Below are 14,499 nucleotides of genomic sequence, written 5' to 3'. Positions count from 1 at the left end.
GTGAGAAAAGAGATGTAGGGGCCCTAACCCACGACGGACATCTTGTGCAGCGTGCTGGCATCGATGGCGTAGCGCGTTGCGCCAGCATGGACGATTCGCCCACCGCCGCTGGTGCTCCGTCCCACAGTGACACTCATTCCAGGGCGAAGCCCCAGTTGCGAAAGCCTGCGGCACAGGCGCTCATCCACATGCGACGCTCCCAGAGTGACGGTTACCCCCACCGGGACGTCGGCAAGCGACTGAATGTCATCCGACTGTTTTCGAGACCGCAATCCGAGCATGAGAAACCTCGCTTATATAGATAAGAATTAAGCTAAGCAAATCGTGTTTACAGAGATGAGCTTACTCTTAGGCATGCCTAAATGGAATAAACCCGACACACCTAAGGAAAGTTATTTATGCCACACTTACCCTTTACCTATTTAGCGTGGCAGAATTGTTAGTCCCATCCGAATAGTTGCCGCGGCGTGCAGGAATGGTTCTAGGTACCCCAGAGCACAATGTGCTCACGTGCGATTCGTTAGTTCGCAGATGAAGATATGGGAAGTATCATCGAAAAGTATGACTACTGACTTGCGAAGCATTGGCATGGACTACCCCAGCTGGCGAGACGCGATGGAAGCCGCGATTGCCAGTGACAATCTGTCGGTCATCGGCGAGGTCCGCGGTGGCCAGCTGGTCCGTTTCGAAGATTCCTCTGGTGCGCGTCTGCACATCCTGGGTGTTGAACCATTTTCTACCTACGCCGGCTTCGCGGGCAGCCCGACCGTCACTGCCCATGTATCCAGCGTGGACGATGTCTTGGCGCTCGTGGAAATCGTCGAGGATGATCCCTCCTCGGATAACTTTGATAAGGTCATCGAGGTCGCTACCTGCCTGCTGTCACAGGGGCCAATGATTGTTGATGCCGGAACTCAGACTTTTGAGCATGTCGCGCTATCAGCTCTAGCAACTGATTTCACCCTCGACGCATCCATCGAAGAGTACGAGAAGCGCACCGGGGCAACCCCGACAACATTGGACTTCGAAGGTGCTAAGGCAATTGTCGGAGATCAGGTCGGGAAGACATCGCCTAGCGCAACCGTGAAACTGGCTGGTGTTATCAATAACTCCCGCAAGCATGTCAATGAGCTAACCGGCAAGAAGTTCTGGGTGCTCAACCTTGCTCTTCCGACTCCCATGGACGTACTTGTCCCCGGCGGCGACGAAGCTCCCCAGCCAGGCATGGTCGTTTCCGGTACTTTCTCACTGACCGGTGAGATCATTCCGCCTCAAGGTTGCGGAGGCGGCTGTGGCGATGGCGGCTGTGGTTGTGGCGACGGTGGCTGCGGCGGACACTAGTCCGCTGATTCCCCCACCGCTTCCAGTACCCCGCTAGTGCTCCTGCAGCACTAGCTACCAGTCACAGGGCTTCCAGCTCAATATCGCCGAGCGTGTGAATCACGCTCGGCCCGGTCAAGGTCGCCGAGAAGTCCCCATCCGCATTGCTGGCCTTGTGGACATCCACAGTCACCACACCGCCGGGCACCTTGACTGTCACAGCCCCCTCAGTCCGGCCGGCATCGGCCAGCGCGGCAATAGCTGCCGCAACCGTACCGGTGCCACACGAGCGGGTCTCACCAACTCCGCGTTCAATTACTCGCATGGTCACCGAATCAGAGGCATCCAACGGAGTGACAATTTCCACATTGAGGCCGTTCGGGAACATGGCTTCGTCGGCACGCACTGGCTTCGCGACACTACCCGCCGCTTCCAATTCCAGCTCCGCCAGAGCGGCGGCATTTAGGCCAGGCATGACGCAGGCCAAATGCGGATTTCCCACGTCGACACCAATCCCGGCGAATTTCTGGGCATTGTTGCCCGAACCAATGAACGCAGTAGCGAGACCGAGGACTTCCGGCTGGCCCATATCCACCCCGACGACCGCGTGCCTGCGGCTGAGCTCATCAATCGAAACAGCGCGCAGCCCTGCTCGAGTGCCCACCCGCAAAGTTCCGTCGACGACACTGTCCGGGCTGTGAATCGCGGCAATATAGTGTGCAAAGACGCGGACACCATTCCCGCACATCTCGGCAATAGAACCGTCACTATTGCGGTAGTCCATAAACCAATCGTCGGCTTTAACGCCCTCCGGCAATGCCGCCAAAACACCGGCATCGACGAGTTTCCCCGCTCGGGCAACCCGCAGGACGCCGTCAGCGCCAAGACCTCGCTGTCGATCGCACACTGCTGCGACCAGTGATTCGGTCAAATCAATCGACACCAAATCATCTGGAAAAATCAAGAAATCGTTTTGCGTACCGTGGCCTTTGGCAAATGAAACCATGCCCTTGATGCTAGCGGGAGGTCCGAATCTCTTACAGACCAAGTGCGGAAAACGCCTGTCCCGGCACGTCACCGGCAGCGTCTAGCCACATGATCCGATGATCACGGTTGAACCAGGAGCGCTGACGCCGCACATACCTGCGCGTACCAGTAATCGTGCGTTCACAAGCCGTATCCAGGTCGTAAACCCCATCGAAGTAGTCCAGCACCTGCGCATAGCCAATCGCGCGACTAGCGGTCACACCTTCGCGCAACCCTTGCGCAATCAAACTCTCAGTTTCTTCCACCAGGCCAGCGGCAAACATGCCCCGCGTACGCTGTTCAATCCGCGGATTTAGCCATTCCGCCTGCGTGCGCAACCCCAATATGCGAGTGTTCCACCGCGGTGGCTTATCAATCGACGGCTTCGACGCTGCAAAAGGTTTGCCCGTGAGCTCGATGACCTCCAGGGCGCGGACGGTGCGCCGCGGGTCATTGGTCTCAATAATTGCCGCCGCATCCGGATCAATCTCTGCCAGCCGATCATGCAACGCCGCCGGACCGATCTCGTCCTGCACTGTCTCCCACTTCGCACGTACCTCAGGATCCGTAGGTGGAAACTGCCAGTCGTCCACCAACGCCTGCACATACATCATCGACCCGCCGACAAGGATGGGGACTTTCCCCCGCGCGCGAATGTCCTCAACATCCGCAACCGCCTCACGCTGATACGTCGCCACACTCGCCGGCTGCGTCACGTTCAGAACATCGAGTTGGTGGTGCGGAATCCCCCGCCGCTGATCCACCGACAGCTTCGCTGTTCCGATATCCATCCCTCGATACAGCTGCATCGAATCAACATTGACGACCTCACCGCCAAGCTGCTTCGCAAGCACCAGCCCCAAATCCGACTTTCCCGACGCCGTCGGCCCTACCACCGCAATCGGCACCGGCAAGCTCTCACTCTCGAAAGCCGTCACTACCCAGTTCACACTCCTGCACAAAAACTAAAAACGCGCGCTCTTACTTCGCAACACACCGCCAGCTGGCCACGTGGTAGCCGATTCCATAAGGCGCCCCGTCATAGTAAGAACGCTTTACGACGGTCATTCCAGACCCCGTCCAGCTTTCAGCAGCTTTACTCAGCTGCTGCCATAACTCGGCCGCGTACGCGCCGGGAGCTGGAAACACAATATTTTCCACGTTAATGCTTGAGCAGTCCTGACCAGCAATCAGACTGCACAGCGCATCAACCTCCGCTGCACCTTCAATTACGCCGACCGGGGAATCGTCCGCAAGGCCGAATGCGCCGTCGACAAGCACAAGCAGACGCGTGTGACCGGCAGCGAGTGCCTCAGCGATAGAGTCGAAGCACGTTGCCTGAATGACGCGGCCAGTGGGTCCTTCAGAATTCCGTCGCGCGTAGTCTTCGATAAGCCAGCGCCCCAGCAGCTCAGGTAATTCGGTTCCGCCTGACACCGTGACATCAACCCCATACGGAGAAAGACTGCCGGGTGCGCTGGTCTGGTGCGGGGACTTCGCCTGCATCCTGCCAGTGATAATAGCGACCGCGCCGGGCTCTCCGGGTTCGTCATGTCTCCACAGCGTCGCGACGGTTTCACGGGCATGACGGCGCAATTCCGTGGCGGTGGGCGCAAAACCACCCAGCTCCTCGACGATGAGGAGCGCACGCGGAACGATAACAAGCCGAGGCAAACGCGAATTCACGTCCTCAACGCTACCGTGAGGGGCTAGTCGATGCCTTAATCCGGCGGTGTTACGCGCGCTGTGCCAAAATTTTTGGGATACTCGAGCACATACCGTAAGTGTTTGATGGCAGCCGTGTCGCGCGGCAGTTCTGCATGAAGATTGGAAGAGGTTTACCCACTATGACCGGTACCAGCAATTCCCCTAAGCCAGGTCCACGCCCGGGTCCACGTCCCGGACCTCGACCAGGCTCAATGCCGGCTCATCGTAAGGCCCCTGGAGCTACTCCAGCGCCTGCGGGGTCGGCCGCTGTGGCACATGCCGTCCACAATGATCCAAAGAAGTTTGGCCGCATTGACGAAGACGGCACTGTTTGGCTGGTCACCAGCGCCGGCGAGCGCAATATTGGTTCCTGGCAGGCCGGCACCGTAGAAGAGGGTTATGCCCACTACGGCAAGCGCTACGAGGATCTGGCCACCGAGGTCGAGCTACTGGAATCTCGTGTAGTCTCCCACCCGCAGGAGGCAAAGACCATTTCTCACAACGCAGTTGAACTGCGTGAGAGCCTTGCCACCGCCACGGTCCTCGGCGATATCGATGCGCTGGATAAGCGCCTTGCAGAGGTCATTGCCACCTCCCACGTCGCAGAGGAAAAAGTCGCTCACGACAAGGCAGAGCGCCGTAAGAACGCCATCGCACGTAAGGAAGAGCTCGCCGCAGAGGCCGAAGAGCTCGCAGAGAACTCCACCGAGTGGAAGGTCGCCGGCGACCGTATCCGCGAAATTCTCACAGAGTGGAAGCAGATTCGCGGCATCGACCGCAAAACTGATGATCAGCTCTGGCGCCGATACTCCCGCGCGCGTGATTCTTTCAACCGCCGCCGCGGTGCCCATTTTGCGGAACTGGACCGCAACCGTGCGGCTGCTCGCCGCGTTAAGGAGGACATCATTGAGCGAGCTGAGGCCCTGAAGACCTCCACTGATTGGGGTGGCACCGCTGCTGCCTTCCGCGACCTGATGGCTGAGTGGAAGGCCGCTGGTCGAGCCCCACGCGAGGTCGATGACAAGCTGTGGGCGCAGTTCAAGGCCGCCCAGGATGAGTTCTTTGGTGCTCGCAACGCGGTCAACGAAGCTCGAGACAGGGAGTTCGAGGAAAACGCTGCGGCCAAGGACGCACTGCTGGCTGAATACGAAGACCGCATTGATCCGTCCAAGGGCCTCGATCACGCTCGCAACGAACTGCGTCAGTTGCAGGAGAAATGGGAGGCCATCGGCTTTGTGCCGCGTGGTCGTGTGCGTGAGTATGAAAACCGCATTGGCGCACTGGAAAAGCGCGTCTCCGATGCTGCCGATTCGCAGTGGCGCCGTACCGACCCCGAAGCACAGGCTCGCGTCCAGCAGTTCGCCGACCGCGCAGCGGAGTTTGAGCAGAAGGCCGCCGAACTCGAGGCGAAGGGCAAGGCTTCTCAGGCAGCCAAGGCTCGGGAGCAGGCCGAACAGTGGCGACAGTGGGCAGAGCAGGCCGCGGAGACTCTCAAGGAGCTCTAACAGAAGCTAGTTGTGTGTCGGGGAAGCATGTTCTCGCTCTCCGGCGTCCGCAACAGAATCCTGGCTCAGCTACGCGCTGGCAACGCGTCGATGGTTAAAAGTAAGGGGCTCTCTTCCGGAGTGGAAGAGAGCCCCTTACTTACTGCGCTAGTTAAAAAGTCTCACTACTCGTCGCTGACCTGTTCGTCCTGTTCGCCGGTCTGCTGAGAGACATTGTCCGCACTACTGCCCTGCTGGCCGCGATTGCGTCGGCGAGCACGTTCACGGCGGTCGTCGACGACCTCAACATCCGTTGTCGTATTCGGTGTCAGGCCCGCCCGCAGGTAAACCTGCTGCGCGCGCAGTACCGGATCGGTGTCAGCGTGCTTGCGACGTTTCGTCGCGATTGCGAGCTGCTCCTTACTACGTCGGAAAGCGATGAAAGTCACGGAGATGGCCAGTAGAAAACTGCAGAAAATACCGAGCATCAGGCCGAAAGAAATACCCTCGCCGGCCAGTTCCTGTGGACGAGACTGACGCATCCAGCCAGCGAAGACTGAGTAGACCATCTGAATACAGGCAAAAAACCAGGTGACGAATGCGAGAATCGTCGTCCGCGTAATCAGCGTGGCAATAGCTAGCAAGACACCTACCACCACGAGAATGGAGTAAATTCGCTCCGGTCGAGTCGTGAAGTACTGATGCGCAACATCCGTATCCAGCAACACATCAAAGCCCAAAACGACGCCAGAGTGCGGAAGGAAGAAACTCGTAATGAGGCCGATGACGGCAACCATCATCGGAATCACCGCACGGCCGAGATCCAGCTCGCCAGCGGCCTTGCGCTCCTGAACCCGCAACGCCTGCGCGGATTCCACCGACTGCTCGCTAGTGGATTCCATATCACTTTCCGGCGAAGCCTTGTCACTACTCACAGCCGCATCCCTCACTTACACTCGTTTTCTCCGGGCGCCCAATCTTTGGCAAGCCCAGACCAACTCCGATCGGCGCGGTCGTCGGAGTCTGGCCGACCTCTACATTATCCCCCGCCTTAGTGCGGCGGTGTGTGAGCACACCGGAGTCAGCAATGAGGAAGTGCGGTGCGGAGTCGGTCACGCGTACTGTCACGTAATCACCTGGGCGAATCTTGCGGTCGACGATGCCTGGTTCGCTTTCCGACGGGCTGAAGTGCACCAGGCGGCCATCCCGACTACGACCAGACATGCGATGAGTCTCCGCATTCTTACGGCCATCGGACTGGCTGACCAGCAGCTCGACTTCCCGGCCGACTAGCTTAGCGTTTTCTTCCTCGGAAATACGCTCCTGAAGCGCTAGCAGCCGACCATAGCGTTCCTTCACAACCTGTGGTGGAACCTGATCCGCCATGGTTGCCGCCGGAGTTCCCGGGCGGGGCGAGTATTGGAAGGTGAACGCCGAGCTAAAACGAGCCTTTTCCACCACGTCGAGAGTTTGCTGGAAGTCCTCTTCAGTCTCGCCTGGGAAACCGACAATAATGTCAGTGGTAATGGCGGCATCCGGCATTTTTTCCCTAACCTTCTCCAGAATTCCCAGGAATTTCTTGGTGCGGTAGGAACGGCGCATGTCTTTCAGCACTCGGTCGGAACCGGACTGTAGTGGCATGTGTAGCTGATGAACCACGTTCGGTGTCTCCGCCATGGCGTCGATGACATCATCGGTGAACTCAGCTGGGTGCGGAGACGTAAAGCGCACGCGCTCCAACCCCTCAATCTGGCCGCAGGCGCGCAGCAACTTGGAAAAAGCCGAGCGGTCGCGTTCCATGTCAGGGTCGGCGAAGTTAACACCATAGGCGTTGACATTCTGTCCAAGGAGGGTGACGTCAGTAACGCCCTGCTCCACGAGTGCCTGCACCTCAGCGAGAATCTCGCCTGGACGACGATCGCGTTCCTTACCACGCAAACTGGGGACGATGCAGAAGGTGCACGTGTTGTTGCAGCCTACGGAGATACTCACCCAACCTGCGTAAGTGGATTCACGCTTGGCCGGCAGCACCGAGGGAAATTCTTCCAGCGCGTCCTTAATCTCGACTTCAGCCCGGTCATTATGAGCGGCGCGTTCCAACAGTGCTGGCAACGAACCCAAGTTATGCGTACCGAAGACAACGTCCACCCATGGGGCCTTCTTTACGACGACGTCCTTATCCTTCTGGGCCAAGCAGCCACCGACGGCAATCTGCATGCCTGGGTGAGCATCCTTGACTGGTTTGAGCTGTCCCAACGTGCCATAAAGGCGATTGTCCGCATTCTCTCGAACGGCACAGGTGTTGAAAACGACCAGATCAGGATTATCGCCTTCTGCAGCCGCTACATAACCGTTTTCTTCCAGCAAGCCAGACAGTCGTTCCGAGTCATGGACGTTCATCTGACAACCGAACGTACGTACCTCATATGTGCGAGGCGAAGACTGCTGCTGAGAGTTCAAAGAAGGGGTAGTCACGGCAGTTTAGGTTAGCTGTTTATGGCCCATTTCCCCAATCAGCGACCCCTTTAAACCTGACGGGTCCGCAGCCGGCGTGCTAATCCGGCGTGCGGTGGCACCGGCGCTAATCTGTGTCCTCTTCGAGTTCCCGGTATCGCTCTTCTAACTGATCCCGAGCAATGCTCATGGACAATTCAGAGGGGAAACCACGCCGCGCCAGCACACCGACGACTTTGCGTAAATCCTTTTGCTTGGAGTTGAAGTCAGGTGCCACTGTTTTAATAGTGGCCGCTTTCTTCGCCGCTAGCTTCCGGGCGACTTCTTCTTCCGCGTTGTGCGTAATCTGCTCCAACGCATCTGCACGAAGTGAAACATCAATGCCCTTTTCCTGCAGCTCCCGGTTCAAAACCATCTTCGACTTGCCGCGACTGGCAAAGCGCTGCCGCACCCATTCGGATGCGAAAAGCTCGTCGTTGACCAATCCACTTCGGGTCAGGTCATCAACGACTTCTTCAATCATCGAGGTTGGAAGCTCCTCGACTGCCTCGAGCCTTTCTACGAGTTCCTTGCGGGAACGCATTCGCTGATCGAGCAAGCGCAGTGCCTTAGCACGAATCGGGGCCTTGGATTCCTCACGACCCGCATCGTAGAGCGAACTACCGTCAGCTTCCGCAATTTGCTGAGCAAGCTTTTCGATAGTCTCCCGCACATCGCGGCCGTTACGATCCTCCACGGTCCTCACTTTTCGTGTGTCGCGGCACTACGCCTCGAGCTAGCTAGTCTTCCAAATCATCGAAGTCGATGTCCGGCACGACATCGACAGGGGCATCGATATCGGTCTCGTCCTCGACCTCCGCGAATTCCCCGACGCCGAGCTTCTTCTTGATCTTGACTTCGATTTCCTGGGCAATTTCTGGATTCTCGCGCAGGTGCATACGAGCCTTTTCCTTGCCCTGCCCCAACTGATCGCCCTCGTAGGTAAACCACGAACCGGACTTCTTGACAATGCCGTTATCAACGCCCATGTCAATCAACGAGCCCTCACGCGAAATGCCCTCGCCGTAGATGATGTCAAACTCTGCCTGCTTGAACGGCGGCGACACCTTGTTCTTGACTACCTTCAAGCGCGTGCGGTTACCCACCGCATCCTGGCCATCCTTCAACGTCTGAATTCGGCGTACGTCACAGCGAACGGAAGCGTAGAACTTCAGTGCTTTACCACCCGTGGTGGTCTCAGGAGAGCCGAACATGACGCCAATCTTTTCACGCAGCTGGTTAATGAAGATGGCAGTGGTACCGGTGTGGGACAGCGCACCCGTCATCTTGCGCAGCGCCTGACTCATCAACCGCGCCTGCAGACCAACGTGGGAATCGCCCATTTCACCGTCGATTTCAGCCTTCGGAGTCAACGCGGCCACCGAGTCAACCACAATGATGTCAATAGCACCGGAACGCACCAACATATCTGTGATCTCAAGTGCCTGCTCACCGGTATCTGGTTGGGATACCAGAAGGTTGTCCGTATCTACTCCAAGCTTGCGCGCATAAACCGGATCCAGCGCATGCTCCGCATCAATAAATGCGGCAATACCGCCCTGCCGCTGCGCCTCTGCAATAGCATGCAGTGCGACTGTGGTCTTACCCGAGGATTCTGGACCATAGATTTCTACGATACGACCACGCGGGAACCCGCCCAGGCCCAAGGCCACGTCGATAGCGATATTGCCGGAGGGAATAACCTGAATTGGAGGACGATTGTCGTCCCCCAGGCGCATAACTGCACCCTTACCAAAGTCCTTCTCAATATTCGCCAGAGCTACATCGAGCGCCTTCAGGCGATCATTGCCCTGGTTCGAAGCCGTAGCCTTCTTACGAGCCATAGTTCGTTGTTCTTCCTCATTGTCATTGTCGCGGTCATTGTCGCGTACGGTATCGGGTTCTGGAGCCGTACTCAGAGAATGTGTCTCCCGATTTTCATCCAAAACAGAAACTTCGCTCACACTTAATTAGGCGCGAAACTAGCCGTTCCGGTTCCAAATTGGTCCGCGACACCTCTACTGCCGGTTACACCCGGAAGTTATACCGAATCAGACGGATTGACTTCATCAGCACTTTCGATAATATGCGAAACCCTGTTCGAATGGCAACGACACGCAAGAGCCGTCGGCAAGCATTCACCGTCGTCTACGCCGGAACCTATTCGTCAGGACCGTACCAGCGGTCTTCGGGAATATCGTGTTCCCTACACAGCGCCCACCAGATATCCCGAGGTTCGACCCCGTCCTCGAGCAATTCCGCGGGAGTTTTTCCATATTCCATCAGTACGTGGGAATGCAACAGCCACGGGCCGTGCTGAGGCCCAAATTCGTGGTTGACGAAGTTGTGAAAATCGGCCAATCGCATGAGACCAACGTACAAGATACCTGTCACTGATACCTACCTGGCCACCCTCTTTTCATAACCTAATCCCCGCTCCCCTGCCTGAACAGTGCTCAACTCATGGGTTTAAGATGAGAGCTGTGAATAATTCCAAGGTGTATGACCTCACTCTTATCGCTGCTTTCGCAGCACTGATCATCGTGCTCGGCGGCATTGCCATTCCCGTTGGCGGCCTCGGCGTGCCAATCGTGCTACAGAACATGGGCATCGCACTGGCCGGGATGATTCTCGGATTCAAACGCGGTGGCCTCGCCACTACCCTGTTCCTGGCTGTTGGTCTCGTGGGCGTCCCAAACATGGCGGGCTGGAAACCACTTCTCGCCGCACTTCCCGGCCCTACCGTGGGCTACATTGTCGGCTACTTAATTGCAGGTTTCGCAATCGGCGCGATTGCCCAGCAAGCACCACGGGCGAAAGTTTCACGAATCAGCGTCTTCATCGGCGCGGGCCTCGTTGGAGTTCTACTACAGTACTTCTTCGGATCTGTCGGATTGGCTTGGCGTATGGGACTTAGCTTCACCGACGCACTGATTACCAACGTCCCGTTTATCCCAGGCGACGTGGCAAAGGTTGTCGTAGCCGCGCTTATTGCTACTGCAGTACTGCAGGCTTTCCCTGATTTGCTTCCCGACGCTGCCAACCGTAAGCAAAGTCGTTTGGTTAAGGAAGCAGCCACCTCGGGCAATTAACCCCACAGAATTAGAAAGGGTCTCGAGTCGCACTATGCCCACCATCGCTTTTGACCGCGCTTCCGCAACCTATTCGGGACGCCAGATACTGAAGCCGACCACGCTAACTCTCACAGAGAAGCGCATTGGCATTATCGGCGAAAACGGTGGCGGTAAGTCCACGCTGGTGCGACTCATTAACGGCCTGGGCCCGGTCACTGGTGGCACGGTCACGTATGAGGGCATGAATGTCGCAAAGCAGGCAAAGGCAATTCGCAAGAATGTCGGCTTCATCTTTTCTGATGCGGATAATCAAATTGTGATGCCTACAGTCGCAGAGGACATTGCCTTTTCACTACGCAAGCGAAAACTACCAAAGGATGAGCGCAACCAGCTGGTGCAGGAAGCCCTCGAGCGGTTTGGGCTTGCCGATCATGCTGACGCCTCGCCACACTTGCTCTCGGGTGGACAAAAACAGCTACTGGCGCTGGCGGCAGTGTTAATTCTTAATCCCACGACCATTATTGCCGATGAGCCCACTACGCTCCTCGACTTGCGCAATCGTCTCCACATTCGGAGTATTTTCGCCCAGCTTGAGCAGCAAATTATCGTGGTCACTCATGATCTGGATTTTCTTATGGACTTCGACCGAGTTATCCGTGTAAGCGCAGGAGAAATCGTCGACGACGGTGCGCCGAAGGAAGTTATTGACCGATACGTCAGCGATATGACTCGTGCGGAAGAAGGCCGCTCATGATTCATCCAGCCGATGTCCCGTTAGGGCTTTACCTAAACCATAAGTCGCCTGTGCACAGGCTCCCGACGGCCCCCAAACTCATCATTGTCATCGCATTTTTATTGCTCACCGGGATTCTCGTGGATACCTGGCTAGGCGGGGCGATTGCCCTGGCAATTGTCACCCTCGCTTATGCGGTGGCCAAGGTGCCACCAATGGTTGCTTTCCGACAGCTCCGTGGAGCCGTAGTCATTTTGGCGCTGCTTTCGCTTCTCCTGTGGTGGCGCGCCGGGGGTGAGCAAGCGCTGACGACCTTCCTCGCGCTTCTCGCCGCAATCGCAGCGGCAATATTGCTAACGCTGACGACCCGCGTCAGCGACATCATGGATACTTTGACCACTGCGATGCAGCCGTTCGCCCGTTTCGGCCTACCAGTCGACACCATCGCGCTCGCACTATCGCTGACGCTGCGTATGATTCCGCTTCAGGTTATGGCCGCTGCCGAGGTACTGGAGGCTCGAAAAGCACGAGGGGCTGCCGGCTCAATCATTGCCTTCGGCGTACCTGTGGTCATCCGAACCATTAATCGCTCGAAGGCAATGGGTGATTCGCTAATCGCACGTGGTGAAGGTGAGTAGGAGAATTAATTGCCCTCACGCAGCTGGCGCATGCGCTCAGCAACAGCAGGGTCAACGTTGGAGGCAGCGCTTCCCTCGATGGACTTCTGAGCCTCGCCACCAGAGAGCTCGTTGCCACCGTTCATTTCTGCGCGGATTTGCTCCAGGCGAGAGTGCCCAGCAAGCTGAACGCCTGCGGCCTCTACCTCAGCCATACGCCCCTGAACCGAGTTCTGAGCTAGCTCGGCCTGACCAAGAGCGTTAGCGTAACGACGCTCAATCTTGTCACGAACCTGATCCAGATTAGGTGTAGCCCCCGAAGAAATCTGATTCATCGACTGCAGGGACTCAGAGACTTTCTCCTGCATCTTTGCTTGCTCCAGCTGGCTGAGGAGCTTTGCGCGCTCCGCGACCTTCTGCTGCAGCTGCATGGAATTACGCTCGACGGCCTTCTTAGCCTGAGCCGCCTGCTGCAGCGACTGATCGTGCAGAGCCTTCAAATCTTCTACCGACTGCTCAGCAGTAACCAACTGAGCTGCGAAAGCCTCAGCTGCGTTCTCATACTCCGTAGCCTTGGCAGTATCCCCCTCAGCACGAGCCTTGTCAGCGAGCTGCAATGCCTGACGAGTGTTCCCCTGCAGCTTCTCAATCTCAGCGAGCTGACGGTTAAGGCGCATTTCCAGCTGGCGCTGATTACCAATCACCGCCGCTGCCTGCTGCGATAGTTCCTGGTGCTGCCGCTGGGCATCCTCGATAGCCTGCTGAATCTGCACCTTCGGATCAGCGTTTTCCTCAATCTTGGAATCAAAAGCGGCCATCAAGTAATTCCACAGCTTTACAAATGGATTAGCCATAGCGTCCCATACACCTTTCTTATTGCAACTACCTCAAAGCAGGTCTGTGCTTATCGCGCACCCAATCTTAACTAAAGCCGAGCGTCTTCGGGTGCTAAGTACCGGAGCAATGGAATGAAATTCCACCGCCGCAACCAATTTCTACATCGCTGCCAATTCTGGGCTCGCCGAATGCAGGGCCATCGCTGTGGCTGCTTCCATCATCAAATCCGACACCGTCACACCAAGCGCCGCGCATACCGACGCCAGCAGCTCAGATGAGACTTCTTTCCGTCCACGCTCAAGCTCAGACAAATAACCAGGGCTAATAGCCGCATTTTCAGAAAGCTCACGCAGCGTCTGTCCACTGCGCGAACGGATATCACGCAGCGTCTCCCCCAGTGCCTCTCGCAGGAGTGGCTCACGGGATTCTCCCCGTTCCGCCAAATCCTGTGCCGTTAACTTTGCAACCGATCCAGGCTGCTCCCCTACAGCCACCCGCGCCGACGGTGCTGTGGCATCCATGGAAGCTTCGAAAGCGGCAGCGCTATCTACCTCTGGGTAGCGAATGGTCATAAGTGCAGTATTGTTGGTCATCACTTTCTCTAACGCTTTAGAAGGCCGACCTGTTCCCAATTTTCAAAAATTCTACTCACCGTCGAGATTCTGCAACAACAGTTCTAACGCCAATACCACTGCTTGACGACGAATCTCCGCGCGCGACCCCTCTTTATTCACCGGCAACCTAACAGCAGTTACCCCATCAAGGTACGAAACTCCCGGCGGTTTCAGACCACACCAGACTTCACCTACTGGGTGCCCATCCTGCATCGCTGGACCAGCAACGCCAGTTAGCGAAATCCCCCAGTCCGCCACTGCTTTATTTGCCACTCCAAGTGCCATATACCGGGCCGTCAACTCGGACACGGGGCCATATGCGGCCAAAGCATCCTTTGGCACGTCGGCAAGCAACGCCTTCGTGTCAGTGGCGTAAGTGACCACGCCACCGCGGAGAACGGCGGAGGCTCCCGGTACGGAGGCAACTGTAGCGCAGAGAAGACCTGCGGTAAGTGATTCTGCGGCTGCAAAAGTCTCGCCACGAGCCGTAAGCGTTTGGACGAGTTGAAGCGAAACGCCATCGACACCGTCAGCGTTTTCGTCGCTCTGGGCGAGGCGTTCGACTGTGTTCACAGCTTTACCCTCCACTTAATT

General features: G+C 57.1%; 17 protein-coding genes. 5 read left to right on the top strand and 12 right to left on the bottom strand.

What is annotated here, in order from left to right; genetic code table 11:
* Positions 1 to 23: 23 nt before the first annotated feature.
* Positions 24 to 281 carry a FeoA family protein gene (locus ADB08_RS03535; RefSeq protein ID WP_016422620.1) on the bottom strand — a complete coding sequence of 86 codons (258 nt, stop codon included), beginning with the start codon at positions 279 to 281 and terminating at the stop codon, positions 24 to 26.
* Between the two features lie 280 nt (positions 282 to 561).
* Here ADB08_RS03535 and ADB08_RS03530 point away from each other — a divergent pair, with 280 nt between their 5' ends.
* Positions 562 to 1,341, top strand: coding sequence for a hypothetical protein (locus tag ADB08_RS03530; RefSeq protein ID WP_049170875.1), 780 nt, complete (start codon positions 562 to 564; stop codon positions 1,339 to 1,341).
* A 61-nt stretch (positions 1,342 to 1,402) separates the two neighbouring features.
* Here the strand turns inward: ADB08_RS03530 and dapF are convergent, their stop codons facing one another.
* From dapF to ADB08_RS03515, 3 genes are read right to left on the bottom strand one after another with little or no spacing between them, the layout of a single operon-like run.
* Positions 1,403 to 2,326: a diaminopimelate epimerase gene (gene dapF, locus ADB08_RS03525; RefSeq protein ID WP_049170874.1), complete on the bottom strand. Its 924-nt coding sequence runs from the start codon at positions 2,324 to 2,326 to the stop codon at positions 1,403 to 1,405.
* 31 nt (positions 2,327 to 2,357) lie between these two features.
* Positions 2,358 to 3,284, bottom strand: coding sequence for a tRNA (adenosine(37)-N6)-dimethylallyltransferase MiaA (gene miaA / locus ADB08_RS03520; protein ID WP_414630014.1), 927 nt, complete (start codon positions 3,282 to 3,284; stop codon positions 2,358 to 2,360).
* A 43-nt stretch (positions 3,285 to 3,327) separates the two neighbouring features.
* Positions 3,328 to 4,032 carry a hypothetical protein gene (locus tag ADB08_RS03515; RefSeq protein ID WP_049170871.1) on the bottom strand — a complete coding sequence of 235 codons (705 nt, stop codon included), beginning with the start codon at positions 4,030 to 4,032 and terminating at the stop codon, positions 3,328 to 3,330.
* A gap of 161 nt (positions 4,033 to 4,193) precedes the next feature.
* Here ADB08_RS03515 and ADB08_RS03510 point away from each other — a divergent pair, with 161 nt between their 5' ends.
* Positions 4,194 to 5,558 (top strand): DUF349 domain-containing protein, encoded by a 1,365-nt coding sequence (locus ADB08_RS03510; protein WP_016422615.1) that lies wholly within the window; start codon positions 4,194 to 4,196, stop codon positions 5,556 to 5,558.
* A gap of 164 nt (positions 5,559 to 5,722) precedes the next feature.
* On the opposite strand, the gene ADB08_RS03505 is transcribed toward ADB08_RS03510, so the two are convergent.
* From ADB08_RS03505 to ADB08_RS03485, 5 genes are all read right to left on the bottom strand, one after another.
* Positions 5,723 to 6,472: a hypothetical protein gene (locus ADB08_RS03505; protein ID WP_224433130.1), complete on the bottom strand. Its 750-nt coding sequence runs from the start codon at positions 6,470 to 6,472 to the stop codon at positions 5,723 to 5,725.
* Positions 6,465 to 8,012: a tRNA (N6-isopentenyl adenosine(37)-C2)-methylthiotransferase MiaB gene (gene miaB, locus ADB08_RS03500; RefSeq protein ID WP_049170866.1), complete on the bottom strand. Its 1,548-nt coding sequence runs from the start codon at positions 8,010 to 8,012 to the stop codon at positions 6,465 to 6,467. Before miaB ends, ADB08_RS03505 begins: the two co-directional genes overlap by 8 nt.
* Positions 8,013 to 8,118: 106 nt before the next feature.
* Positions 8,119 to 8,727 carry a regulatory protein RecX gene (locus tag ADB08_RS03495; protein WP_049170864.1) on the bottom strand — a complete coding sequence of 203 codons (609 nt, stop codon included), beginning with the start codon at positions 8,725 to 8,727 and terminating at the stop codon, positions 8,119 to 8,121.
* Positions 8,728 to 8,770: 43 nt separating this feature from the next.
* On the bottom strand, positions 8,771 to 9,874 hold the full coding sequence (gene recA / locus ADB08_RS03490) for a recombinase RecA (RefSeq protein ID WP_049170952.1): 1,104 nt from the start codon (positions 9,872 to 9,874) through the stop codon (positions 8,771 to 8,773).
* 316 nt (positions 9,875 to 10,190) lie between these two features.
* Positions 10,191 to 10,424 (bottom strand): DUF3046 domain-containing protein, encoded by a 234-nt coding sequence (locus ADB08_RS03485; RefSeq protein WP_005509697.1) that lies wholly within the window; start codon positions 10,422 to 10,424, stop codon positions 10,191 to 10,193.
* Positions 10,425 to 10,504: 80 nt separating this feature from the next.
* Here ADB08_RS03485 and ADB08_RS03480 point away from each other — a divergent pair, with 80 nt between their 5' ends.
* From ADB08_RS03480 to ADB08_RS03470, 3 genes are read left to right on the top strand one after another with little or no spacing between them, the layout of a single operon-like run.
* A complete protein-coding gene (locus ADB08_RS03480) occupies positions 10,505 to 11,122 on the top strand; it encodes a biotin transporter BioY (protein WP_049170862.1) in 618 nt (205 codons plus the stop codon).
* A gap of 34 nt (positions 11,123 to 11,156) precedes the next feature.
* A complete protein-coding gene (locus ADB08_RS03475) occupies positions 11,157 to 11,858 on the top strand; it encodes an energy-coupling factor ABC transporter ATP-binding protein (RefSeq protein WP_049170859.1) in 702 nt (233 codons plus the stop codon).
* On the top strand, positions 11,855 to 12,475 hold the full coding sequence (locus tag ADB08_RS03470) for an energy-coupling factor transporter transmembrane component T family protein (protein ID WP_049170855.1): 621 nt from the start codon (positions 11,855 to 11,857) through the stop codon (positions 12,473 to 12,475). Before ADB08_RS03475 ends, ADB08_RS03470 begins: the two co-directional genes overlap by 4 nt.
* Positions 12,476 to 12,480: 5 nt before the next feature.
* On the opposite strand, the gene ADB08_RS03465 is transcribed toward ADB08_RS03470, so the two are convergent.
* The 3 genes from ADB08_RS03465 to ADB08_RS03455 all read right to left on the bottom strand — a co-directional run bounded on the left by ADB08_RS03465 (position 12,481) and on the right by ADB08_RS03455 (position 14,478).
* Positions 12,481 to 13,308, bottom strand: coding sequence for a PspA/IM30 family protein (locus tag ADB08_RS03465; RefSeq protein WP_005509356.1), 828 nt, complete (start codon positions 13,306 to 13,308; stop codon positions 12,481 to 12,483).
* Between the two features lie 141 nt (positions 13,309 to 13,449).
* A complete protein-coding gene (locus tag ADB08_RS03460) occupies positions 13,450 to 13,884 on the bottom strand; it encodes a helix-turn-helix domain-containing protein (RefSeq protein WP_016422607.1) in 435 nt (144 codons plus the stop codon).
* 51 nt (positions 13,885 to 13,935) lie between these two features.
* Positions 13,936 to 14,478, bottom strand: a complete 543-nt coding sequence (locus ADB08_RS03455) for a CinA family protein (protein WP_016422606.1) — start codon at positions 14,476 to 14,478, stop codon at positions 13,936 to 13,938.
* Positions 14,479 to 14,499 lie beyond the last annotated feature (21 nt).

It is taken from the genome of Corynebacterium sp. 239_CJEI (assembly GCF_001055995.1).
Classification (GTDB): Bacteria; Actinomycetota; Actinomycetes; order Mycobacteriales; family Mycobacteriaceae; genus Corynebacterium; species Corynebacterium jeikeium_D.
This window is presented reverse-complemented; position numbering and strand designations above follow the sequence as displayed.